Source organism: Pseudoalteromonas sp. NZS11, assembly GCF_015864765.1.
Lineage (GTDB): Bacteria > Pseudomonadota > Gammaproteobacteria > Enterobacterales > Alteromonadaceae > Pseudoalteromonas > Pseudoalteromonas arctica.
Genome location: NZ_JADYWP010000001.1, coordinates 783,146 through 799,580 on the forward strand (window position 1 = coordinate 783,146; position 16,435 = coordinate 799,580).

The 16,435-nt window shown below is 40.7% G+C and carries 14 protein-coding genes; 10 read left to right on the top strand and 4 right to left on the bottom strand.

Annotated elements, in window-relative coordinates; all coding sequences use genetic code 11:
- The first annotated feature begins 33 nt into the window (after positions 1-33).
- Positions 34-378 (top strand): 4a-hydroxytetrahydrobiopterin dehydratase, encoded by a 345-nt coding sequence (locus I6E82_RS03485; protein ID WP_002958326.1) that lies wholly within the window; start codon positions 34-36, stop codon positions 376-378.
- Positions 379-520: 142 nt separating this feature from the next.
- On the opposite strand, the gene I6E82_RS03490 is transcribed toward I6E82_RS03485, so the two are convergent.
- From I6E82_RS03490 to map, 4 genes are all read right to left on the bottom strand, one after another.
- Complete coding sequence (locus I6E82_RS03490) at positions 521-1,372, bottom strand: DUF2971 domain-containing protein (RefSeq protein WP_024607854.1); 852 nt, start codon at positions 1,370-1,372, stop codon at positions 521-523.
- Between the two features lie 157 nt (positions 1,373-1,529).
- Positions 1,530-2,357: a 2,3,4,5-tetrahydropyridine-2,6-dicarboxylate N-succinyltransferase gene (dapD, locus tag I6E82_RS03495; protein ID WP_002958324.1), complete on the bottom strand. Its 828-nt coding sequence runs from the start codon at positions 2,355-2,357 to the stop codon at positions 1,530-1,532.
- A 9-nt stretch (positions 2,358-2,366) separates the two neighbouring features.
- Positions 2,367-4,985, bottom strand: a complete 2,619-nt coding sequence (glnD, locus tag I6E82_RS03500; RefSeq protein ID WP_007580974.1) for a [protein-PII] uridylyltransferase — start codon at positions 4,983-4,985, stop codon at positions 2,367-2,369.
- 66 nt (positions 4,986-5,051) lie between these two features.
- Positions 5,052-5,837 carry a type I methionyl aminopeptidase gene (gene map / locus I6E82_RS03505; RefSeq protein WP_007580976.1) on the bottom strand — a complete coding sequence of 262 codons (786 nt, stop codon included), beginning with the start codon at positions 5,835-5,837 and terminating at the stop codon, positions 5,052-5,054.
- Between the two features lie 271 nt (positions 5,838-6,108).
- On the opposite strand from map, the gene rpsB reads away from it, so the two are divergent.
- The 9 genes from rpsB to bamA all read left to right on the top strand — a co-directional run bounded on the left by rpsB (position 6,109) and on the right by bamA (position 16,431).
- Positions 6,109-6,837: a 30S ribosomal protein S2 gene (gene rpsB / locus I6E82_RS03510; protein WP_007580978.1), complete on the top strand. Its 729-nt coding sequence runs from the start codon at positions 6,109-6,111 to the stop codon at positions 6,835-6,837.
- 103 nt (positions 6,838-6,940) lie between these two features.
- Positions 6,941-7,792 carry a translation elongation factor Ts gene (gene tsf, locus I6E82_RS03515; protein ID WP_007580981.1) on the top strand — a complete coding sequence of 284 codons (852 nt, stop codon included), beginning with the start codon at positions 6,941-6,943 and terminating at the stop codon, positions 7,790-7,792.
- Between the two features lie 157 nt (positions 7,793-7,949).
- Positions 7,950-8,699 carry a UMP kinase gene (pyrH, locus tag I6E82_RS03520; protein WP_007580982.1) on the top strand — a complete coding sequence of 250 codons (750 nt, stop codon included), beginning with the start codon at positions 7,950-7,952 and terminating at the stop codon, positions 8,697-8,699.
- A gap of 49 nt (positions 8,700-8,748) precedes the next feature.
- The gene (gene frr / locus I6E82_RS03525) at positions 8,749-9,270 is read left to right on the top strand and encodes a ribosome recycling factor (RefSeq protein ID WP_206006177.1); all 522 of its coding nucleotides are present in this window, start codon (positions 8,749-8,751) and stop codon (positions 9,268-9,270) included.
- 371 nt (positions 9,271-9,641) lie between these two features.
- Complete coding sequence (locus I6E82_RS03530) at positions 9,642-10,421, top strand: isoprenyl transferase (RefSeq protein WP_007580985.1); 780 nt, start codon at positions 9,642-9,644, stop codon at positions 10,419-10,421.
- Positions 10,422-10,440: 19 nt separating this feature from the next.
- Entirely contained in the window at positions 10,441-11,307 is an 867-nt protein-coding gene (locus I6E82_RS03535) for a phosphatidate cytidylyltransferase (RefSeq protein ID WP_101217235.1), read from the top strand.
- On the top strand, positions 11,304-12,509 hold the full coding sequence (gene ispC, locus I6E82_RS03540; RefSeq protein ID WP_197116713.1) for a 1-deoxy-D-xylulose-5-phosphate reductoisomerase: 1,206 nt from the start codon (positions 11,304-11,306) through the stop codon (positions 12,507-12,509). Before I6E82_RS03535 ends, ispC begins: the two co-directional genes overlap by 4 nt.
- Position 12,510: 1 nt before the next feature.
- Positions 12,511-13,863 carry a sigma E protease regulator RseP gene (rseP, locus tag I6E82_RS03545; protein ID WP_010553745.1) on the top strand — a complete coding sequence of 451 codons (1,353 nt, stop codon included), beginning with the start codon at positions 12,511-12,513 and terminating at the stop codon, positions 13,861-13,863.
- Between the two features lie 96 nt (positions 13,864-13,959).
- Positions 13,960-16,431, top strand: coding sequence for an outer membrane protein assembly factor BamA (gene bamA / locus I6E82_RS03550; RefSeq protein WP_007580991.1), 2,472 nt, complete (start codon positions 13,960-13,962; stop codon positions 16,429-16,431).
- Positions 16,432-16,435: the final 4 nt, after the last annotated feature.

A 16,435-nucleotide genomic window follows, 5' to 3' on the forward strand; every position in this document is an offset into this window, starting at 1 on the left:
AATGCTAAAAAAGCTAAAAAGTAAGGATTTAGAATGTCTTCATTAAGTGCACAAAAATGCGAAGCCTGTCATGTAGATGCGCCAAAAGTATCTGACGAAGAGTTAGCACAATTAATTACTAAAATCCCAGACTGGGTACCAGAAGTACGCGACGGCATTATGCAGCTTGAGCGTGTTTATAAATTTAAAAACTTCAAACAGGCTATCGCGTTTACTAACAAAGTAGGCGACATGGCAGAAGACGAAGGCCATCACCCAGGTTTATTAACCGAGTGGGGCAAAGTAACGGTTACATGGTGGAGCCATTCAATTAAAGGCCTACACAAAAACGATTTTATTTGCGCAGCTAAAACAGACGACGTATTTAACGCACTGTAAAGAAAACTAATTGAGCAAACCAACAAAGGCACTTATTTTATAAGTGCTTTTTTGGTTTTGGGAGGTCATTGCTAACAATGAGCAGCAGCTCGGTATTGTTTTTATCGGCGTAGGTTGGGTTGAGTGAAACGAAACCCTATGGTTATCTGAAAGTTGCCTTTGAACTTAAAACTTTAGGCTTATATGGGTTAGTATCAACTCCTAACTCGTAGAGTTTTTTATTAAAAAATAAATTGTCTAACATATCATTAAAGACGGGGTCATTAGCTGCAAATTTACAACACGGTCCAAGTATAATTGTGTCAATTATATTTATTCGAAAACTTACTTCAAGATAGCTTTTAATAAAGCCATTAGAGTTTATGAATTTCACATCTTGAGGTGGTGGCAGTTTTTCAATGAAAGAAACTAACCTTACTTCACCTTCGTCTATAAAAGCCTCATTTTTACCTGTTGTTATAAATGCGATAAAGTTATCAAGAAAGTTACTTCTAGCCTCAAATTCAAATTGATCACTATCAAAAGTTGAGGCTAATTTTAATAAGTTTTGTGCTTCTGTGTTTAATTCTCCTTGTTTGTAAACGCAATTCCCAGCAATGCGGTAAGTATTATTTAGACAGTGTCGTAATGCTGATAAATTGATACTAAAACATATTCCTGTACCGTTATCTGCATATCCCCGCCACTGGCTTAAAGAATCTGGGTTTTTACTAAAGCTCATTATATGTATATAGTGATTTTCAATATGCTTTTTGAAAAACTTAATATTTTTAATGCCTTTATTAAACCCTTCATTTGAAATATTTAATTCTTTCATTAACTCAGGTTTTTGTTTTTCTAAATTTAAAAGAAGATTAATATTATGATCTATCTCTGTATAGTCATTCATTGCTCTTGCGTCGCCAAACCGAAAGGTTCTGCTATTCACAATAGAGATAAAAGCATCCAAAGATGTGTAGTGATAGACTAGCTCGTTACTTTCTTCAGTATCCATATGATCAACTCTCCATTTAATAATAGAAAACGTTCAGATAACAAAAAAAGCTCTAGACCCAAAGGGCTTAGAGCTTTTCTATATACAATTAAAGTTTAGCTAAAACACTTAACTTCAAAGTATCGTTGGGTTTCGTTTCACTCAACTTAACCGACTGTTACTCATCAATTGAGCGTAGTAGGGCGTTTATGCCTACTTTTTCACGTGTTTGCTTATCTACTTTTTTTACGATGATTGCAGCGTAAAGGCTGTGGGTGCCATCTTTTGACGGTAGTGCGCCTGGTACAACTACTGCGCCTGCTGGTACGCGGCCGTAGTGAATTTCGCCGGTTTCGCGGTCATAAATACGAGTGCTTTGGCTGATGTAAACGCCCATTGAAATTACTGCGCCTTCTTCAACAATTACGCCTTCAACAATTTCAGAACGTGCGCCAATAAAGCAGTTGTCCTCAATGATGGTTGGGTTAGCTTGTAGAGGCTCTAAAACGCCGCCTATGCCTACGCCACCTGATAAATGTACGTTCTTACCAATTTGTGCACATGAGCCTACAGTTGCCCATGTATCAACCATGGTGCCGTCGTCAACGTATGCGCCAATGTTTACGTACGATGGCATAAGTACGACGTTTTTACCTACAAAGCTGCCTTTACGCGCTACTGCGTTTGGCACTACGCGCATACCGCCTTGCTGAAATTGCTCTGGCGTATAGTCGCTAAATTTAAGTGGTACTTTGTCGTAAAACTGGTTTACGCCGTCGTTCATTGGCTGGTTGTCGCGAATACGAAACGACAGTAAGACTGCTTTTTTAAGCCACTGGTGTACAACCCATTCACCTGATATTTTTTCGGCAACGCGTGCTGCGCCGCTATCAAGTAAATCAAGTGCGTCGATAATAGCTTGTTTTACGTCGCTTGATACTGTGCTTGGGCTAATGCTATCGCGGTTGTCCCATGCGTTTTCGATCATCGTTTTTAAATCTGACATGTGTGTCCTCTATTCTGTTTCGGCGTTGAATTTTTTACGTAATGCCTGATGAATTTTTGCTTGTTCTTCATCAGTCAGCGCTTGGTATTCGTTATTAGATACGACAAAGAAATCCTCGGCACGTTCACCTACCGTTGTAATACGGGCAGCGTGAATGTGTAGTAAATGCGCTTGGAAAACTTCGGCTATTTTGGTTAGTAAACCTTGTATATCGACGGCTTGAATTTCTATTAAGCTACGGTCTTTGCGTGCATGTGGGCGCAACACAATTTTAGGTTTAATATTAAAATCTTTAAAGCGTTGAGAGCGGCTCTTTTTAAAGCGAATCTTTTTACGCGGATCGCTTAGTGCTTGCTCAAGCCCGCGTTTAATTGATTGCGCTCGACCACTTGCAATAGGGTCGCCACTTACTTCAAGTATTACAAAGCTAAACAAGACGTAACCGTCTTTTGTGGTCAGTACTTGCGCATGTTGTATTTGCGCTTTTTTAGAGCCAATCACACTTACTAATCGGGCAAACAGTGGGCCAGAGTAGGGGCTGTATACAAATACTTGTGTGCCACCATGCATAGCTTTGTTAGATACAACAACACTTGGCTGACTTAAGTCTGTGCTACTTAATAAATGCTCACTTTGCCATGATATTTGCTGTTCGCTAAAGGCGGTAAAGTAGTTGGCTTTAAAGCGGCTCCAAATTAAATCAATTTTTTCCTCTTGATAACCCAGATTTATTAAGCGTTGTTTAGCTTGGTGCTTTTTATCGCGAATTTGGTCGCGTTGATCCATTGGGTTTTCGAGTCCTAGGCGCAAAGCGCGCTGCGTGTGTAAGTAGAGCTCACGCAGTAGGGTGTTTTTCCAATCGTTCCATAAGTTGTCGTTGGTTGCACGTATGTCGGCAACGGTTAAACAATATAAGTAGTCGAGTTGGCGCTCTGTTTTAACGCGTGTAGCGAAGTCTTTTATTACAGCAGGGTCGTTAATGTCTTTACGCTGTGCGGTAACCGACATAAGTAAATGATTACTTACAAGCCATGCAACGAGCTTTGCATCCACCGATGAAAAACCATGTAATTTAGCAAATGCTATTGCGTCAACAGCGCCAAGTTCTGAGTGGTCGCCACCTCGGCCTTTAGCAATGTCGTGAAATATACCGGCTAAATAAAGTAGCTCTGGTTTGTCCATTCGAGTGACTATTTCACTACAAATAGGAAACTCGCTAATGCCTGTTTTATCAAAATATTCGTAAATGTTTTTGATTAATTTGTGAGTGTGCTCATCTACGGTGTAAGCGTGAAACAAATCAAACTGCATTTGCCCAAATATATTACGCCACTGCGGTAAGTAGGCGGCAAGCATGCCGTGCTTGTGCATGAGCGTAAATGCGCGGCCCATGCCGTTAGGGTGTTTAACTAAGCGTAAAAAGGCTTCGCGACAGGCTGCGTAATCTTGCAAATCGCCCAATAAACGACGGCGCACTTGGCGAATAGTACGAATAGTACTTGGGTAAATATGCGTTATTGCTGGGTTATCGGCTATGTGCTCAAACAATACAAAGAGTTGGTCGCGTCTAAAAAATACCGACGGATCTTTTACGCGTATTTGATGACCTACTTGCTCAAAGTTTCTGTCGAGTTCAATTGCTGCCACAGCACTACTTTCGGGCATTATACTTTGTTCAAAGTATGAAAGTAGCATTTGGTTAAGTTCGCGCACGCGGCTCATTATTCTAAATAAGCGTTTCATCATACGCTCAACAGAGGCTTTACCGTCGCTACCAAAACCTAAAATTTCGGCGGCTTGCGGTTGATGATCAAACAATAAGCGGTTTTCAGCTCGACCTGCAGCTAAATGCAGTGCAAAGCGAATGTTCCATAGATTTTCTAGGCACTCAGAAAGCTCTTGAAACTCTTCGTGAGTTAAGTAGCCGTGGCTTATTAACTCTTGCAGGGTTTCGGTTCTAAAATGCTTTTTTGCCACCCAAATAATGGTTTGTAAGTCGCGCAGACCACCGGGGTTTTCTTTAATGTTTGGCTCAAGATTATACGCTGTGCCGTGGCACTTTCTGTGGCGTAAGTTTTGTTCTTGAACTTTGGCAGTAAAAAATTCACCTGAGCGCCATACTGGCGTTTCAAGAATATGCATTTTGAGTTTTTCAAACTCAATGTGGTTACCAAAAATAAGGCGGCTTTCGAGCAAGCTGGTGGCAAAAGTAACGTCTTCACGTTTTTGCTCAATGGCTTGTTCTATCGTACGCACGCTGTGACCAATCTCTAAGTTGAGATCCCATAGCATGGTGACAAACTGGCCTATTTTTTCGCATATTTCTTCGCTTGGCGGTTTAGTTACAAGCAATAAAAAGTCGATGTCGGAGTAGGGATGTAGCTCACCACGTCCGTATCCGCCTACCGCTATTAATGCTAAATCAGGTTCGCGCGCTAAGTCGTAAACATGAAAAAGCTTAATGAGTAGGCGGTCAATAAACTCAGCCCGGGCATTAATTAAATTCCCAACCGGTTGTTTAGAGAATTCGTTATGTAACCATTTATAAAAATAGCTAGAACAATCGCGATAATCACTAAGTTGCTCTGCATCGCTAAGCAACTTTTTTACTTTGTTGGGTAATGCCACGTGGGCTGGCTCCTTGTTGAACCTTTCACACGGATAAGAATTTTCTTATCAAGTGTTTCGGTTTTATTAGTGTTCTATGATCCGCTCGATAGTATCATCTGATCGTAGCGTTAAAATTTCAACACCATTTTCAGTCACTAATAAAGTATGTTCCCACTGTGCAGACAAACTACGGTCGCGTGTTACTACTGTCCAATCATCTTTAAGAAGCTTACATTGGCGTTTACCCGCATTAACCATAGGTTCAATAGTTAAACACATACCTGCTTTTAAGGCCTCGCCGGTACCGGCTTTACCGTAATGCATTATTTGTGGTTCTTCATGAAATCCTGCGCCGATACCGTGGCCGCAATATTCACGTACAATTGAGTAGTTAAAGCTCTCTGCATATTTTTGAATTGCTGAGCCAATATCACCCAAGCGCACACCTGGTTTTACCATTTTAATAGCAAGGTATAAGCTTTCTTGTGTTACTTCTGCAAGACGCTTAGCTTGAATGTTTGGTGTACCAACGTGGAACATTTTAGATGTGTCGCCGTGGTAACCATCTTTAATGACAGTTACGTCGATATTTACACTGTCGCCTTCTTTTAATGCTTTGTCATTTGGAATTCCGTGACAAATAACATGATTAACTGACGTACAAACTGATTTTGGAAAGCCATGATAATTTAACGGAGCAGGGATTGCTTGTTGCACATTAACAATATAATCATGACAAAGTGTATTTAGCTCATCGGTGGTAACACCTGGCACTACATGAGGGCCGATCATTTCAAGTACATCGGCCGCTAAGCGCCCAGCTACGCGCATTTTCTCTATTTCTTCAGGGGTCTTGATAATAGCGCTCATTGAGGCTCCAAAGTTGAGTTTTTAACATTTATCGTCGAACAAATTTTGCACGCGACGTTGAGTATTTAATTTTAATATGGTATAAAGCGCGCCGTCTTTTTACAAATAAATTCTTAAATGATTTTTTGTATTTAAGGCAAACACAATTTTATTTTAACACACACACGTATCGTCACATACACTTGGGTGCATTTGAAGTTTAATTACTTCGGTGTTGGTGCTATGGGATATGTGGAGGCCTAACCCTAAACAACTATAGAGGATCTATAAAATGGCAAACGTTTCAATGCGCGATATGCTTCAAGCTGGTGTTCACTTTGGTCACCAAGCACGTTACTGGAACCCTAAGATGAAGCCTTTCATCTTCGGCACACGTAACCGTGTACATATCATCAACCTTGAGCAAACTGTACCAATGTTCAACGACGCACTTAAGTTTTTATCAAGTGCTGCAGCAAACAAAGGTAAAGTTCTTTTCGTTGGTACTAAGCGCGCAGCAAGCGACGCAGTTAAATCAGCTGCTTTAGAAAGCGACCAGTTCTTCGTAAATCACCGTTGGTTAGGTGGTATGTTGACTAACTGGAAAACTGTACGTCAATCAATCAAGCGTCTTAAAGACCTTGAAGCACAAAGCCAAGACGGAACTTTCGAGAAGTTAACTAAGAAAGAAACGTTAACGCTTAACCGCGAAATGGAAAAGCTTGAAAAGAGCCTTGGTGGTATCAAAAACATGGGCGGTCTTCCAGACGCGCTTTTCGTTATCGATGCTGACCACGAGCACATTGCTATCCGTGAAGCAAACAACCTAGGTATTCCAGTTGTTGCAATCGTAGATACTAACTCTAACCCAGACGGTGTTGATTACATCGTACCTGGTAACGATGATGCTATCCGTGCTGTAAGCCTTTACACTAGCGCTGTTGCAGCTGCTATTACTGAAGGTCGCGAGAATAACATCGTTGCTCAAGCTGAGAAAGACGATTTCGTTGAAGCTGAGTAATTAGCTGTCATCAAGTCTTCATCTTTTTAAGGTGAAGACTTGCTATTCTTGTCGAGCGGGTAACCCGCTTATCTAACCTGATTTCAGATTTGAGGATTTACTAATGGCTGTAACTACTGCCCTAGTTAAAGAATTACGCGAGCGCACAGGCGCTGGCATGATGGATTGTAAAAAAGCGTTAACTGAGACTGATGGCGACATCGAGTTAGCGATTGAAAACATGCGTAAAAGTGGCGCTGCTAAAGCTGCTAAAAAAGCAGGTAACATTGCTGCTGAAGGTACTATCATCATCAAGCAAAACGCGGGTGTTGCAGTACTAGTAGAAGTTAACTGTCAAACAGATTTCGTTGCAAAAGACGTAAGCTTCTTAGCATTTGCTAACAAAGTTGCTGACGCTGCAATTGCTGACACTATCTCTATCGAAGACTTACAAGCTAAGTTTGAAGAAGACCGTGTTGAGCTAGTTACTAAAATTGGCGAAAACATCAATGTACGTCGTCTGCAGTACGTAACTGGTGAAAACCTAGTTGAGTACCGTCATGGCGATCGTATCGGTGTTGTTGTTGCGGGTGTTGCTGATGAAGAAACACTTAAGCACGTTGCAATGCACGTTGCTGCATCTAGCCCTGAATACTTAACACCTTCAGATGTACCAGCCGATGTTGTTGCTAAAGAAAAGCAAGTACAAATCGAAATCGCGATGAATGAAGGCAAGCCTGCTGAAATCGCTGAGAAGATGGTTGTTGGCCGCATGAAAAAATTCACTGGTGAGGTTTCTCTTACTGGTCAAGCTTTCATCATGGAGCCTAAGAAAACTGTTGGCGATATTCTTAAAGAGAAAAACGCAACAGTTACTAGCTTCGTACGTGTAGAAGTTGGTGAAGGTATCGAGAAGAAAGAAGAAGATTTTGCTGCTGAAGTTGCTGCTCAAATTGCTGCTGCTAAAGCTAAGTAAGATTACTATTTGTGAAGGATAATGAAATTAGATGCAATTAAAGTACTATTTGGTTTTGCTTCGCAGCTAGAAATTCTTTAAAATAACCGCGCTTTTATGTTTAACATAAGCGCGGTTATTTTTTATCCATAATTCAATAAAAGTTGGCCCCAATACTATGACTATCAATCGCAAACCTATTTTTAGACGTGTTCTTCTCAAATTAAGTGGTGAAGCTTTAATGGGAGACGAAGGCTTCGGCATCGATCCTAAAGTTTTAGACCGTATGGCACAAGAAATTAAAGAGCTAGTAGAGCTCGACGTAGAAGTGGGTTTAGTTATTGGTGGAGGTAACTTTTTACGCGGTGGATCACTTGCAGAAGCAGGTATGAATCGCGTAGTAGGCGATCACATGGGTATGCTTGCAACGGTTATGAACGGCCTTGCAATGCGTGATGCGCTACACCGTGCATTTGTAAATTGTCGTCTTATGTCGGCTATTCCGCTTAATGGTGTATGTGACGCTTATAACTGGGCTGAAGCAATTAGTTTATTGAAAACTGGTCGCGTAGTCATTTTTGCAGCGGGTACTGGTAACCCATTTTTTACTACCGATTCTGCAGCATGTTTACGCGGTATCGAAATTGAAGCGGATACAGTAATTAAAGCGACTAAGGTTGATGGCGTATACAGTGATGACCCTGTTAAAAACCCAGATGCGACGCTTTATACCCACTTAAGCTACAATGAAATCATTGAAAAAGAATTAAAAGTTATGGATTTAGCGGCATTTACTCTAGCCCGCGATCACAATATGCCATTGAGCGTATTTAACATGAATAAATCAGGCGCGCTAAAACGCGTAATTATGGGTGAAGAAGAAGGTACACTTATTTCTTCACAAGCCTCAGATGAAATAATCAAATAATTAGGATTAAACCGTGATTAACGATATTCAAAAAGACGCGCAAGCGCGCATGCAAAAAAGTGTAACTGCACTAGGTAGCCAATTATCTAAAATTCGTACTGGCCGTGCACATCCTGCAATCCTAGATGGCATTATGGTGTCGTACTACGGTGCACCAACGCCTTTAAACCAAGTTGCTAACGTAACAATTGAAGATTCTCGTACACTGGCTATTGGTGTATTTGATAAGTCTTTAGCGCAAGCTGTTGAAAAAGCAATTATGGCATCTGACTTAGGTTTAAACCCTATGTCGGCAGGTACTGTTATTCGCGTACCACTTCCTCCACTTACAGAAGAGCGTCGTAAAGACCTAATCAAAATTGTACGCGCTGAAGTTGAAGGCGGTCGTGTTGCTATTCGTAACATTCGTCGTGATGCTAATGGCGATGTAAAGGGTTTATTAAAAGATAAAGACATATCTGAAGATGAAGCGCGTCAATCAGATGATGCGATTCAAAAGCTTACTGATAAGTTTATTAAAGAAATGGATACTTTATTAGCTGCCAAAGAAACAGAATTGATGGAAATCTAAGTAAGGTCCTGTTTATCTTTCGAGGTTGAATTTGCAGCAGTGTGTTTGGTTTTTAGGCAAGGCAGAGCCTATGTTGTGTGGTTATTCCCCATAATTGGGCGATAACGATGCATAAAATCCAAACACGCGCTGCCCAAAGGGTTCTGTCTAGGGGCGATTAACTCTTTGTTGCCTACATGGATGTAGGTAAGGGGCGTGAGCAGGACGCGGAAGCTTTACTCGATTTTTGCTTAGTCCACTAGGTTACAAATCTTGCGCCGCGATTAAGTCGCCCCTAGATTGAACAAATTACAATCCTGAAAGGTCGACAGGACCTATTAAAATTATTAGTTTTGAAACGCCGTCTAGGGTATACTAGGCGGCGTTTTTTTATGGAATACTCGATATTTATGGTTCTAGATGCTGACACAATTTCACAGCAATGTTTACCCAAACATGTTGCTATCATCATGGATGGGAACGGACGTTGGGCGCAAGCTAGAAATAGACCTCGTGTGTATGGGCATAAAAAAGGCGTAGACGCAGTTCGTCAATCTGTTCAGTTTTGTACTAAATTAGGGATACAATCGTTAACCTTATTTGCTTTTAGTAGTGAAAACTGGCGCCGCCCTGAAGACGAAGTAAACACTTTAATGGAGCTTTTCTTATTTGTTTTAACAAAGGAAGTTAAAAAGCTTCATAAAAACAATGTAAAACTGACCATTATTGGAGACTTATCACGATTTTCTGAAGGATTACGTAGCAAGGTAGACGCTGCGCATAAGCTGACTGAAAATAACACCGGGTTGCGTTTAAATGTTGCAGCTAATTACGGTGGTCGTTGGGATGTTGCCAATGCGGCAAAACAACTTGCTTTGCAAGTTGCGCAGGGCACACTAAACGCAGAAGATATTACAGAAGAGCGCTTAGCACAGCATATGAGCATGGCAGATCAGGCAGAACCTGATTTACTTATTCGCACTGGTGGCGATGTTCGTATTAGTAATTTTTTACTATGGCAAGTTGCTTATGCAGAACTTTACTTTACCGAAACACTTTGGCCAGATTTTAATGAAGCAGCATTTGCTGAGGCCATTGCGTGTTACGTTGCCAGAGAGCGACGTTTTGGTTGTACGGGCGAACAAATAAAACAATTACTCGCTCAAACCTAAATAGAATAAGGGTCACATTTTGTTAAAACAACGAATTTTAACCTCTCTAGTGCTAGCTCCATTAGCATTGGCTTTGGTTTTTTATACACCGCTTACGTTATTTAGTTACTTTGCTGGTGCAATTGTATTATTAGGCGCATGGGAATGGTCTGCATTTATGGGCCTTTGCGACAAGCTTAAACGTGCTGCCTTTGTTGTGTTTATTGCAGCTTTACTTGCCTTGCTTAATTTACATTGGCCTATTGAATCATTATGGGAAAATGGCAAGCTAGTCGGTGATGCAAACTACGTATTTACGCTTTCGTTTGCTTGGTGGATTGTTGCTAGCTATTTAATTTGGCGCTACCCAGAAATGGCTAAAGCGTGGAATGAAGGCCTAGTTATGCGCGGCATTGCAGGATTATTAACGCTTGTGCCGTTATGGCTTGCACTAAATACACTACGTAGCGCGCAATATGCTGAATCAACTCATTTTGGTTCGGTGCTAATTTTAGTGGTACTCGGTATTGTATGGAGCGCAGATGTGGGTGCTTACTTTACGGGTAAAAGTTTTGGTAAACATAAGTTAATGCCTAAAGTAAGCCCTAATAAAACAATTGAAGGTTTAGCAGGCGGTGTAGTCGCTTCTATTATTTTTGTATTAGCATTTTGTCACTTTACCGATGTAGATTTAGTTGTATGGCCTGTGTACGCGATAATGACAGCATTTATTGCGTTGTTTTCTGCGGTAGGTGATTTACTGGAAAGCATGTTTAAACGTGAAGCTGGTTTAAAAGATAGCGGTCGATGTTTACCAGGGCACGGCGGTATTTTAGATAGAATTGACAGCTTAACGGCTGCTGCTCCAATGTTTGTTATGTGCTATGCGTGGACTCTTAGTTTATGAGCCAAAAGCAATTGCTGGTTATTTTAGGCGCAACGGGCTCAATTGGTTTAAGTACACTTGATGTTGTGTCGCGCAATAAAGAGTTATTTGATGTTTTTGTTTTGGCTGCAGGACAAAATGCAAAGAAAATGGCGGAGTTGTGTATTGAACATGAACCGCTTTATGCGATTATGGCTAACCAGCAGGCCGCAGAGCAATTATCTGCGTATTTAGCTAATACTCAGTGCCTAACTCTTGTTATGCACGGTGAGCAAGCAATGAGTGACTTATGTGCTCATCCTGATGTTGACATTGTAATGTCGGCAATTGTAGGTGCAGCTGGTTTACTACCTACATTAAGTGCTGTTGAAGCGGGTAAAAAAGTACTACTAGCTAATAAAGAATCTTTAGTTATGTCAGGTCAGTTGTTTATTGATAAAGTTAAACAACATAAAGCCACTTTGCTGCCAATAGATAGCGAACATAATGCAATTTTTCAATGCCTACCTTCTTCGTTACAAAATGCCAAAGGCGATCAAAAACTACAGCAACATGGCGTAAGTAAAATTTTGCTTACCGGCTCTGGTGGCCCATTTTTAACGCGTGATATAAATACGTTAAAAGATGTAACCGTAAGTGAAGCCGTTGCACACCCTAACTGGTCGATGGGACAAAAAATATCAGTAGATTCCGCAACTATGATGAACAAAGGTTTAGAGTTTATTGAAGCTAAGTGGTTATTCAATTGTGATGCGAGTGATATTGATGTGGTTATTCATCCACAAAGTATCATTCATTCAATGGTGCAGTACCACGATGGTTCTATTTTAGCGCAAATGGGTAACCCCGATATGCGCACGCCAATTGCCCATGCACTTGCGTATCCTGAGCGAATTAATGCGGGTGTTAAACCGTTAAACTTCTCTGACATTTGTGATTTTTCGTTTACTAAACCTGATTTTTCTCGTTATCCAAATTTACAATTAGCGATTGATGCGTGTAGTGCAGGGCAGGGTGCGACAACAACGGTTAACGCAGCAAATGAAATAGCTGTGGGCGCATTCTTAAACGGTAAAATTGGTTTTACCGATATATACAAAATAAATGCACAGACGCTAGAAGCTGCAACTTACACCAATGTGCAAAGCCTAGATGAAATTTTAGAGTGTGATAAATTAGCGCGTATTAGCGCTTCAGAATTTATAACAAAAGTGGCGCATTAATATGTTTGATTTTTTTTGGAATCTTGGCTCATTTATTTTAGCGCTTGGTATTTTAGTGGCCATACATGAATATGGCCATTTTTGGGTTGCACGAAAAATGGGCGTTAAAGTGCTGCGTTTTTCAATTGGTTTTGGTAAGCCACTGTTAAAATGGCATGACAAATATAATACCGAATACGTGATTGCCGCTATTCCATTAGGTGGTTATGTAAAAATGCTTGATGAGCGAGTTGATGACGTACCAGCAAATCAACGCCACTTGTCGTTTAACTCTAAATCTGTACAAGCGCGTATTGCTATTGTTGCTGCGGGACCAATGGCTAACTTTTTGTTTGCCATTTTTGCTCTTGCGGTGATGTACATGGTAGGTGTGCAATCGGTTAAGCCAGTTGTTGGCAGCATAACCGAAGGCAGTCGCGCAGAGCAGGCGGGCATTATGCCTTCTCAACATATTATAAAAATTGGTGATGATGACATAACGACATGGCAAGATGCCACGTTTGCGCTTATGTCTAACTTAGGCGAAGAAAGCGTTGAAGTTATTGTTCGTGATAAAAACCTTCAACCACGCGTTAAAACGCTTAATTTAGAGGGGTGGAAGCTTGACCAACGAGACGTACCACCATTAAGTTCGTTAGGTATTGTGCCATTTAGGCCTCAAGCAACTTTAACAATTGCCGCCGTAACTAAAGACTCAGCCGCAGAACACGCTAATTTACAGGTTAACGACACAATTTTGGCTGTAAACGGTGAAACAATAAGCAATTGGCAGCAATTAGTTAATCTTATTACGCAATCAGCTAACAAATCTTTACAATTTAGTGTAAAAAGACAAGATACTATACAAGCCATTACAGTTACCCCTAAAGGGCGCATTGATAATAACGGTATTGAGCAAGGCTTTTTAGGTGTTGCTCCTGTTGTACAGCAATGGCCTGATGGCTATGTAGAGACAAGGCATTACGGTCCGCTCGATAGTATTGTGCGAGGCACAAAAGAAACGTGGCGCTTAATTACACTCAGTTTTGACATGATTGGTAATTTAATTACAGGCCAGGTTTCGGTTAAAAATTTAAGTGGCCCTGTGGGCATTGCAGTAGGCGCTGGAACTAGCGTAAGCTATGGGTTAGTGGCCTTTTTAAGCTTTTTAGCCTTAATAAGCGTTAACTTGGGTGTATTTAATTTATTACCCTTACCAGTGCTTGATGGCGGACACTTAATGTATTACATAATTGAACTTTTTCGTAAAAAGCCGGTCTCTGAAAAGACACAAGAGTTTGGTTTTAAAGTGGGTGCCTTGTTGCTCATTTTTCTAACATGTTTCGCTTTGTTCAATGATGTATCGCGTTTGTAGTTACAGCGTGGCAAATTACTAATTAGAACACGATTGTAAAGCACCACTAGTAAGGTGTTATGCGGTAATACAGTTGTAAAGGATAAAGATAATAAAATGGCTATAAAAAAACATTTGGCAATAACAAGTTTATTGGGTGCAAGTTTTGCAGCCCTAGGCCAAAACTCCTTTATTGTTGAAGACCTGAAAGTTGAAGGTTTGCAGCGCGTAGCACTTGGTGCAGCGCTAACACATATTCCTATTAACGTAGGCGATAATGTTGATGACTATACGATTTCAAAAACAATAAAGTCACTTTATCGTTCTGGGCACTTTGATAACATAAAAGCACTTCGTGATGGCAACAACGTTATTTTTAAAGTAACGGAACGTCCTACCATCAGCTTTATTGAGTTTGAAGGCAATAAAGACATTAAAGACGAGCAGCTTAATGAGTCTCTTGATCAGCAAGATATTCGCCAAGGTGAACCACTTGATAAAACCGTTATCGATAGTATCGAAAAAGGCTTAGTTGAGTTTTTCCACAGCATTGGTAAATACAACGCTAAAGTAGATATCAGTATTACTAAGCTGCCACGTAACCGCGTTAAACTTAAGTTAGAGTTTGATGAAGGTGATGCTGCTTCTATCCGCCAAATTAACTTAGTGGGTAATGAACTTTTTTCTAATGAAGAGCTTCTTAAACTTGCTGAATCGCAGCAAGATTTACCTTGGTGGCAGTTTATGGGTAGCGACCGTTACCAAAAGCAAACCATTGAAGGCGATTTAGAAAAAATTCGTAGTTATTATTTAGACCGTGGTTACCTGCGTTTTAATATCGACTCAACACAAGTTTCAGTGAGCCCTGAACGTGAATCAGTTTACGTTACAGCTAACTTAACTGAAGGCGTAAAATATAAAGTTAAAGGTTTTGACTTTATTGGTGACTTGCTTGGCCGTGAAGACTTAATTAAAAGTGTTATCCCACTTAGAGCGGGTGAGCTTTATAACGGTTCTGTAGTTACTTCATCTGAAGAGTTTATTAAAAGCTACTTAGCACGTTTTGGTTACGCTAATGCTGAAGTGCGTACAATTCCAGAAATTGACGACGAAAAGCAAGAAGTACAATTAACACTATCGGTTAACCCAGGTAAGCGTGTATACGTTCGTCGTATTATTGTTGGTGGCAACCAAAATACGGCAGATGAAGTACTTCGTCGTGAAATGACACAACTTGAAGGCGCATGGTTATCTAATCAAAACCTTGAGCGTTCAAAACTGCAAATTCAACGCCTACCTTACATGGAAACTGTTGATTTTAACGTAGTGCCTGTACCCGGTGTGGATGACCAAGTAGATGTAGACTTTACTGTAAAAGAGCAATCTGCAGGTAGCTTTAATGCTGGTCTTGCTTATGGTTCTTACTTAGGTCTGCAGTTTAATATTGGTGTAACAGAATCTAACTTTTTAGGCACAGGTAACCAAATTGGTTTAAACCTTAATACGTCTACAGGTTCTGAAAGCTTAAGCTTATCGTACACAGACCCATACTTTACGCCAGATGGTGTATCGCAAGGCAGTAGCATCTTTTACAGAAACTACGATGCAAGTAAATTCAGTCTTGTTGAATATAAATCGAAAAGTTATGGTTTAGGCACAAATATTGGTTTTCCAATTGATGCTGTAAATCGTGTTAACTTTGGCGCCCGTTGGATTAAAGAAGAGCTTTCGGATATTGCAGAGTACGAGCAAACGCGTGTACTTCGTGAAACATTCTTAGATCCAGATAACCCAGATGCAGGCTTTGACTTTACTAAGTATGAGCTGAGTGTTGGCTGGTCGCGTATCACCGTTAACCGTGGTTTATTCCCAACAGCGGGTTCGCGTCAAACTCTAAACTTAACAGCAACAACGCCTAACTCAGATCTTCAGTACTTTAAACTGAATTACGATTCGCGTTTTTACTGGCCTATATCAAATGACCACCGTTGGGTATTCTCAACGCGTGCAGCACTTGGTTATGGTAATGGTTATGGTTCTACAAACGGGTATGAGCAAACACTTCCATTCCAAGAGTACTTCCGTATAACGGAAATGGAACTACGTGGCTTTGACCGTAATACAATATTACCACGTGCAGTGTCGCGTATACCGCAGTCTATTCCGGGTACGCCAGGTGCAGACGGTACTACAACCGGTAGCATTGGTGGTGCATCAGAATTTGATATTCTAGTGCCTCAAGGTCGTATTGGTGGTAATGCTAAAGCAGTGGCAGGTATGGAGCTAATTGTTCCTACACCATTCTTAGATGAAGAAAATACCAGCTCTGTACGTACTAGCTTCTTTGTTGATGCTGCAAACGTATGGGATACTGAGTTTAACGTAGACCGCTATCAAAACTTAGGCGTTGATGAACGTGCTAAATTAGATGACTATTCAGACCCAATGCGTTTTAGGGTTTCAACCGGTCTTTCATTACAATGGATCTCTCCAATGGGTCCAATGCTGATCAGTTTTGCGTATCCATTGCAAAAAGAAGAAGATGACGATACGAAAACCATCAGCTTTAACATTAGTAACACTTTCTAAAGGA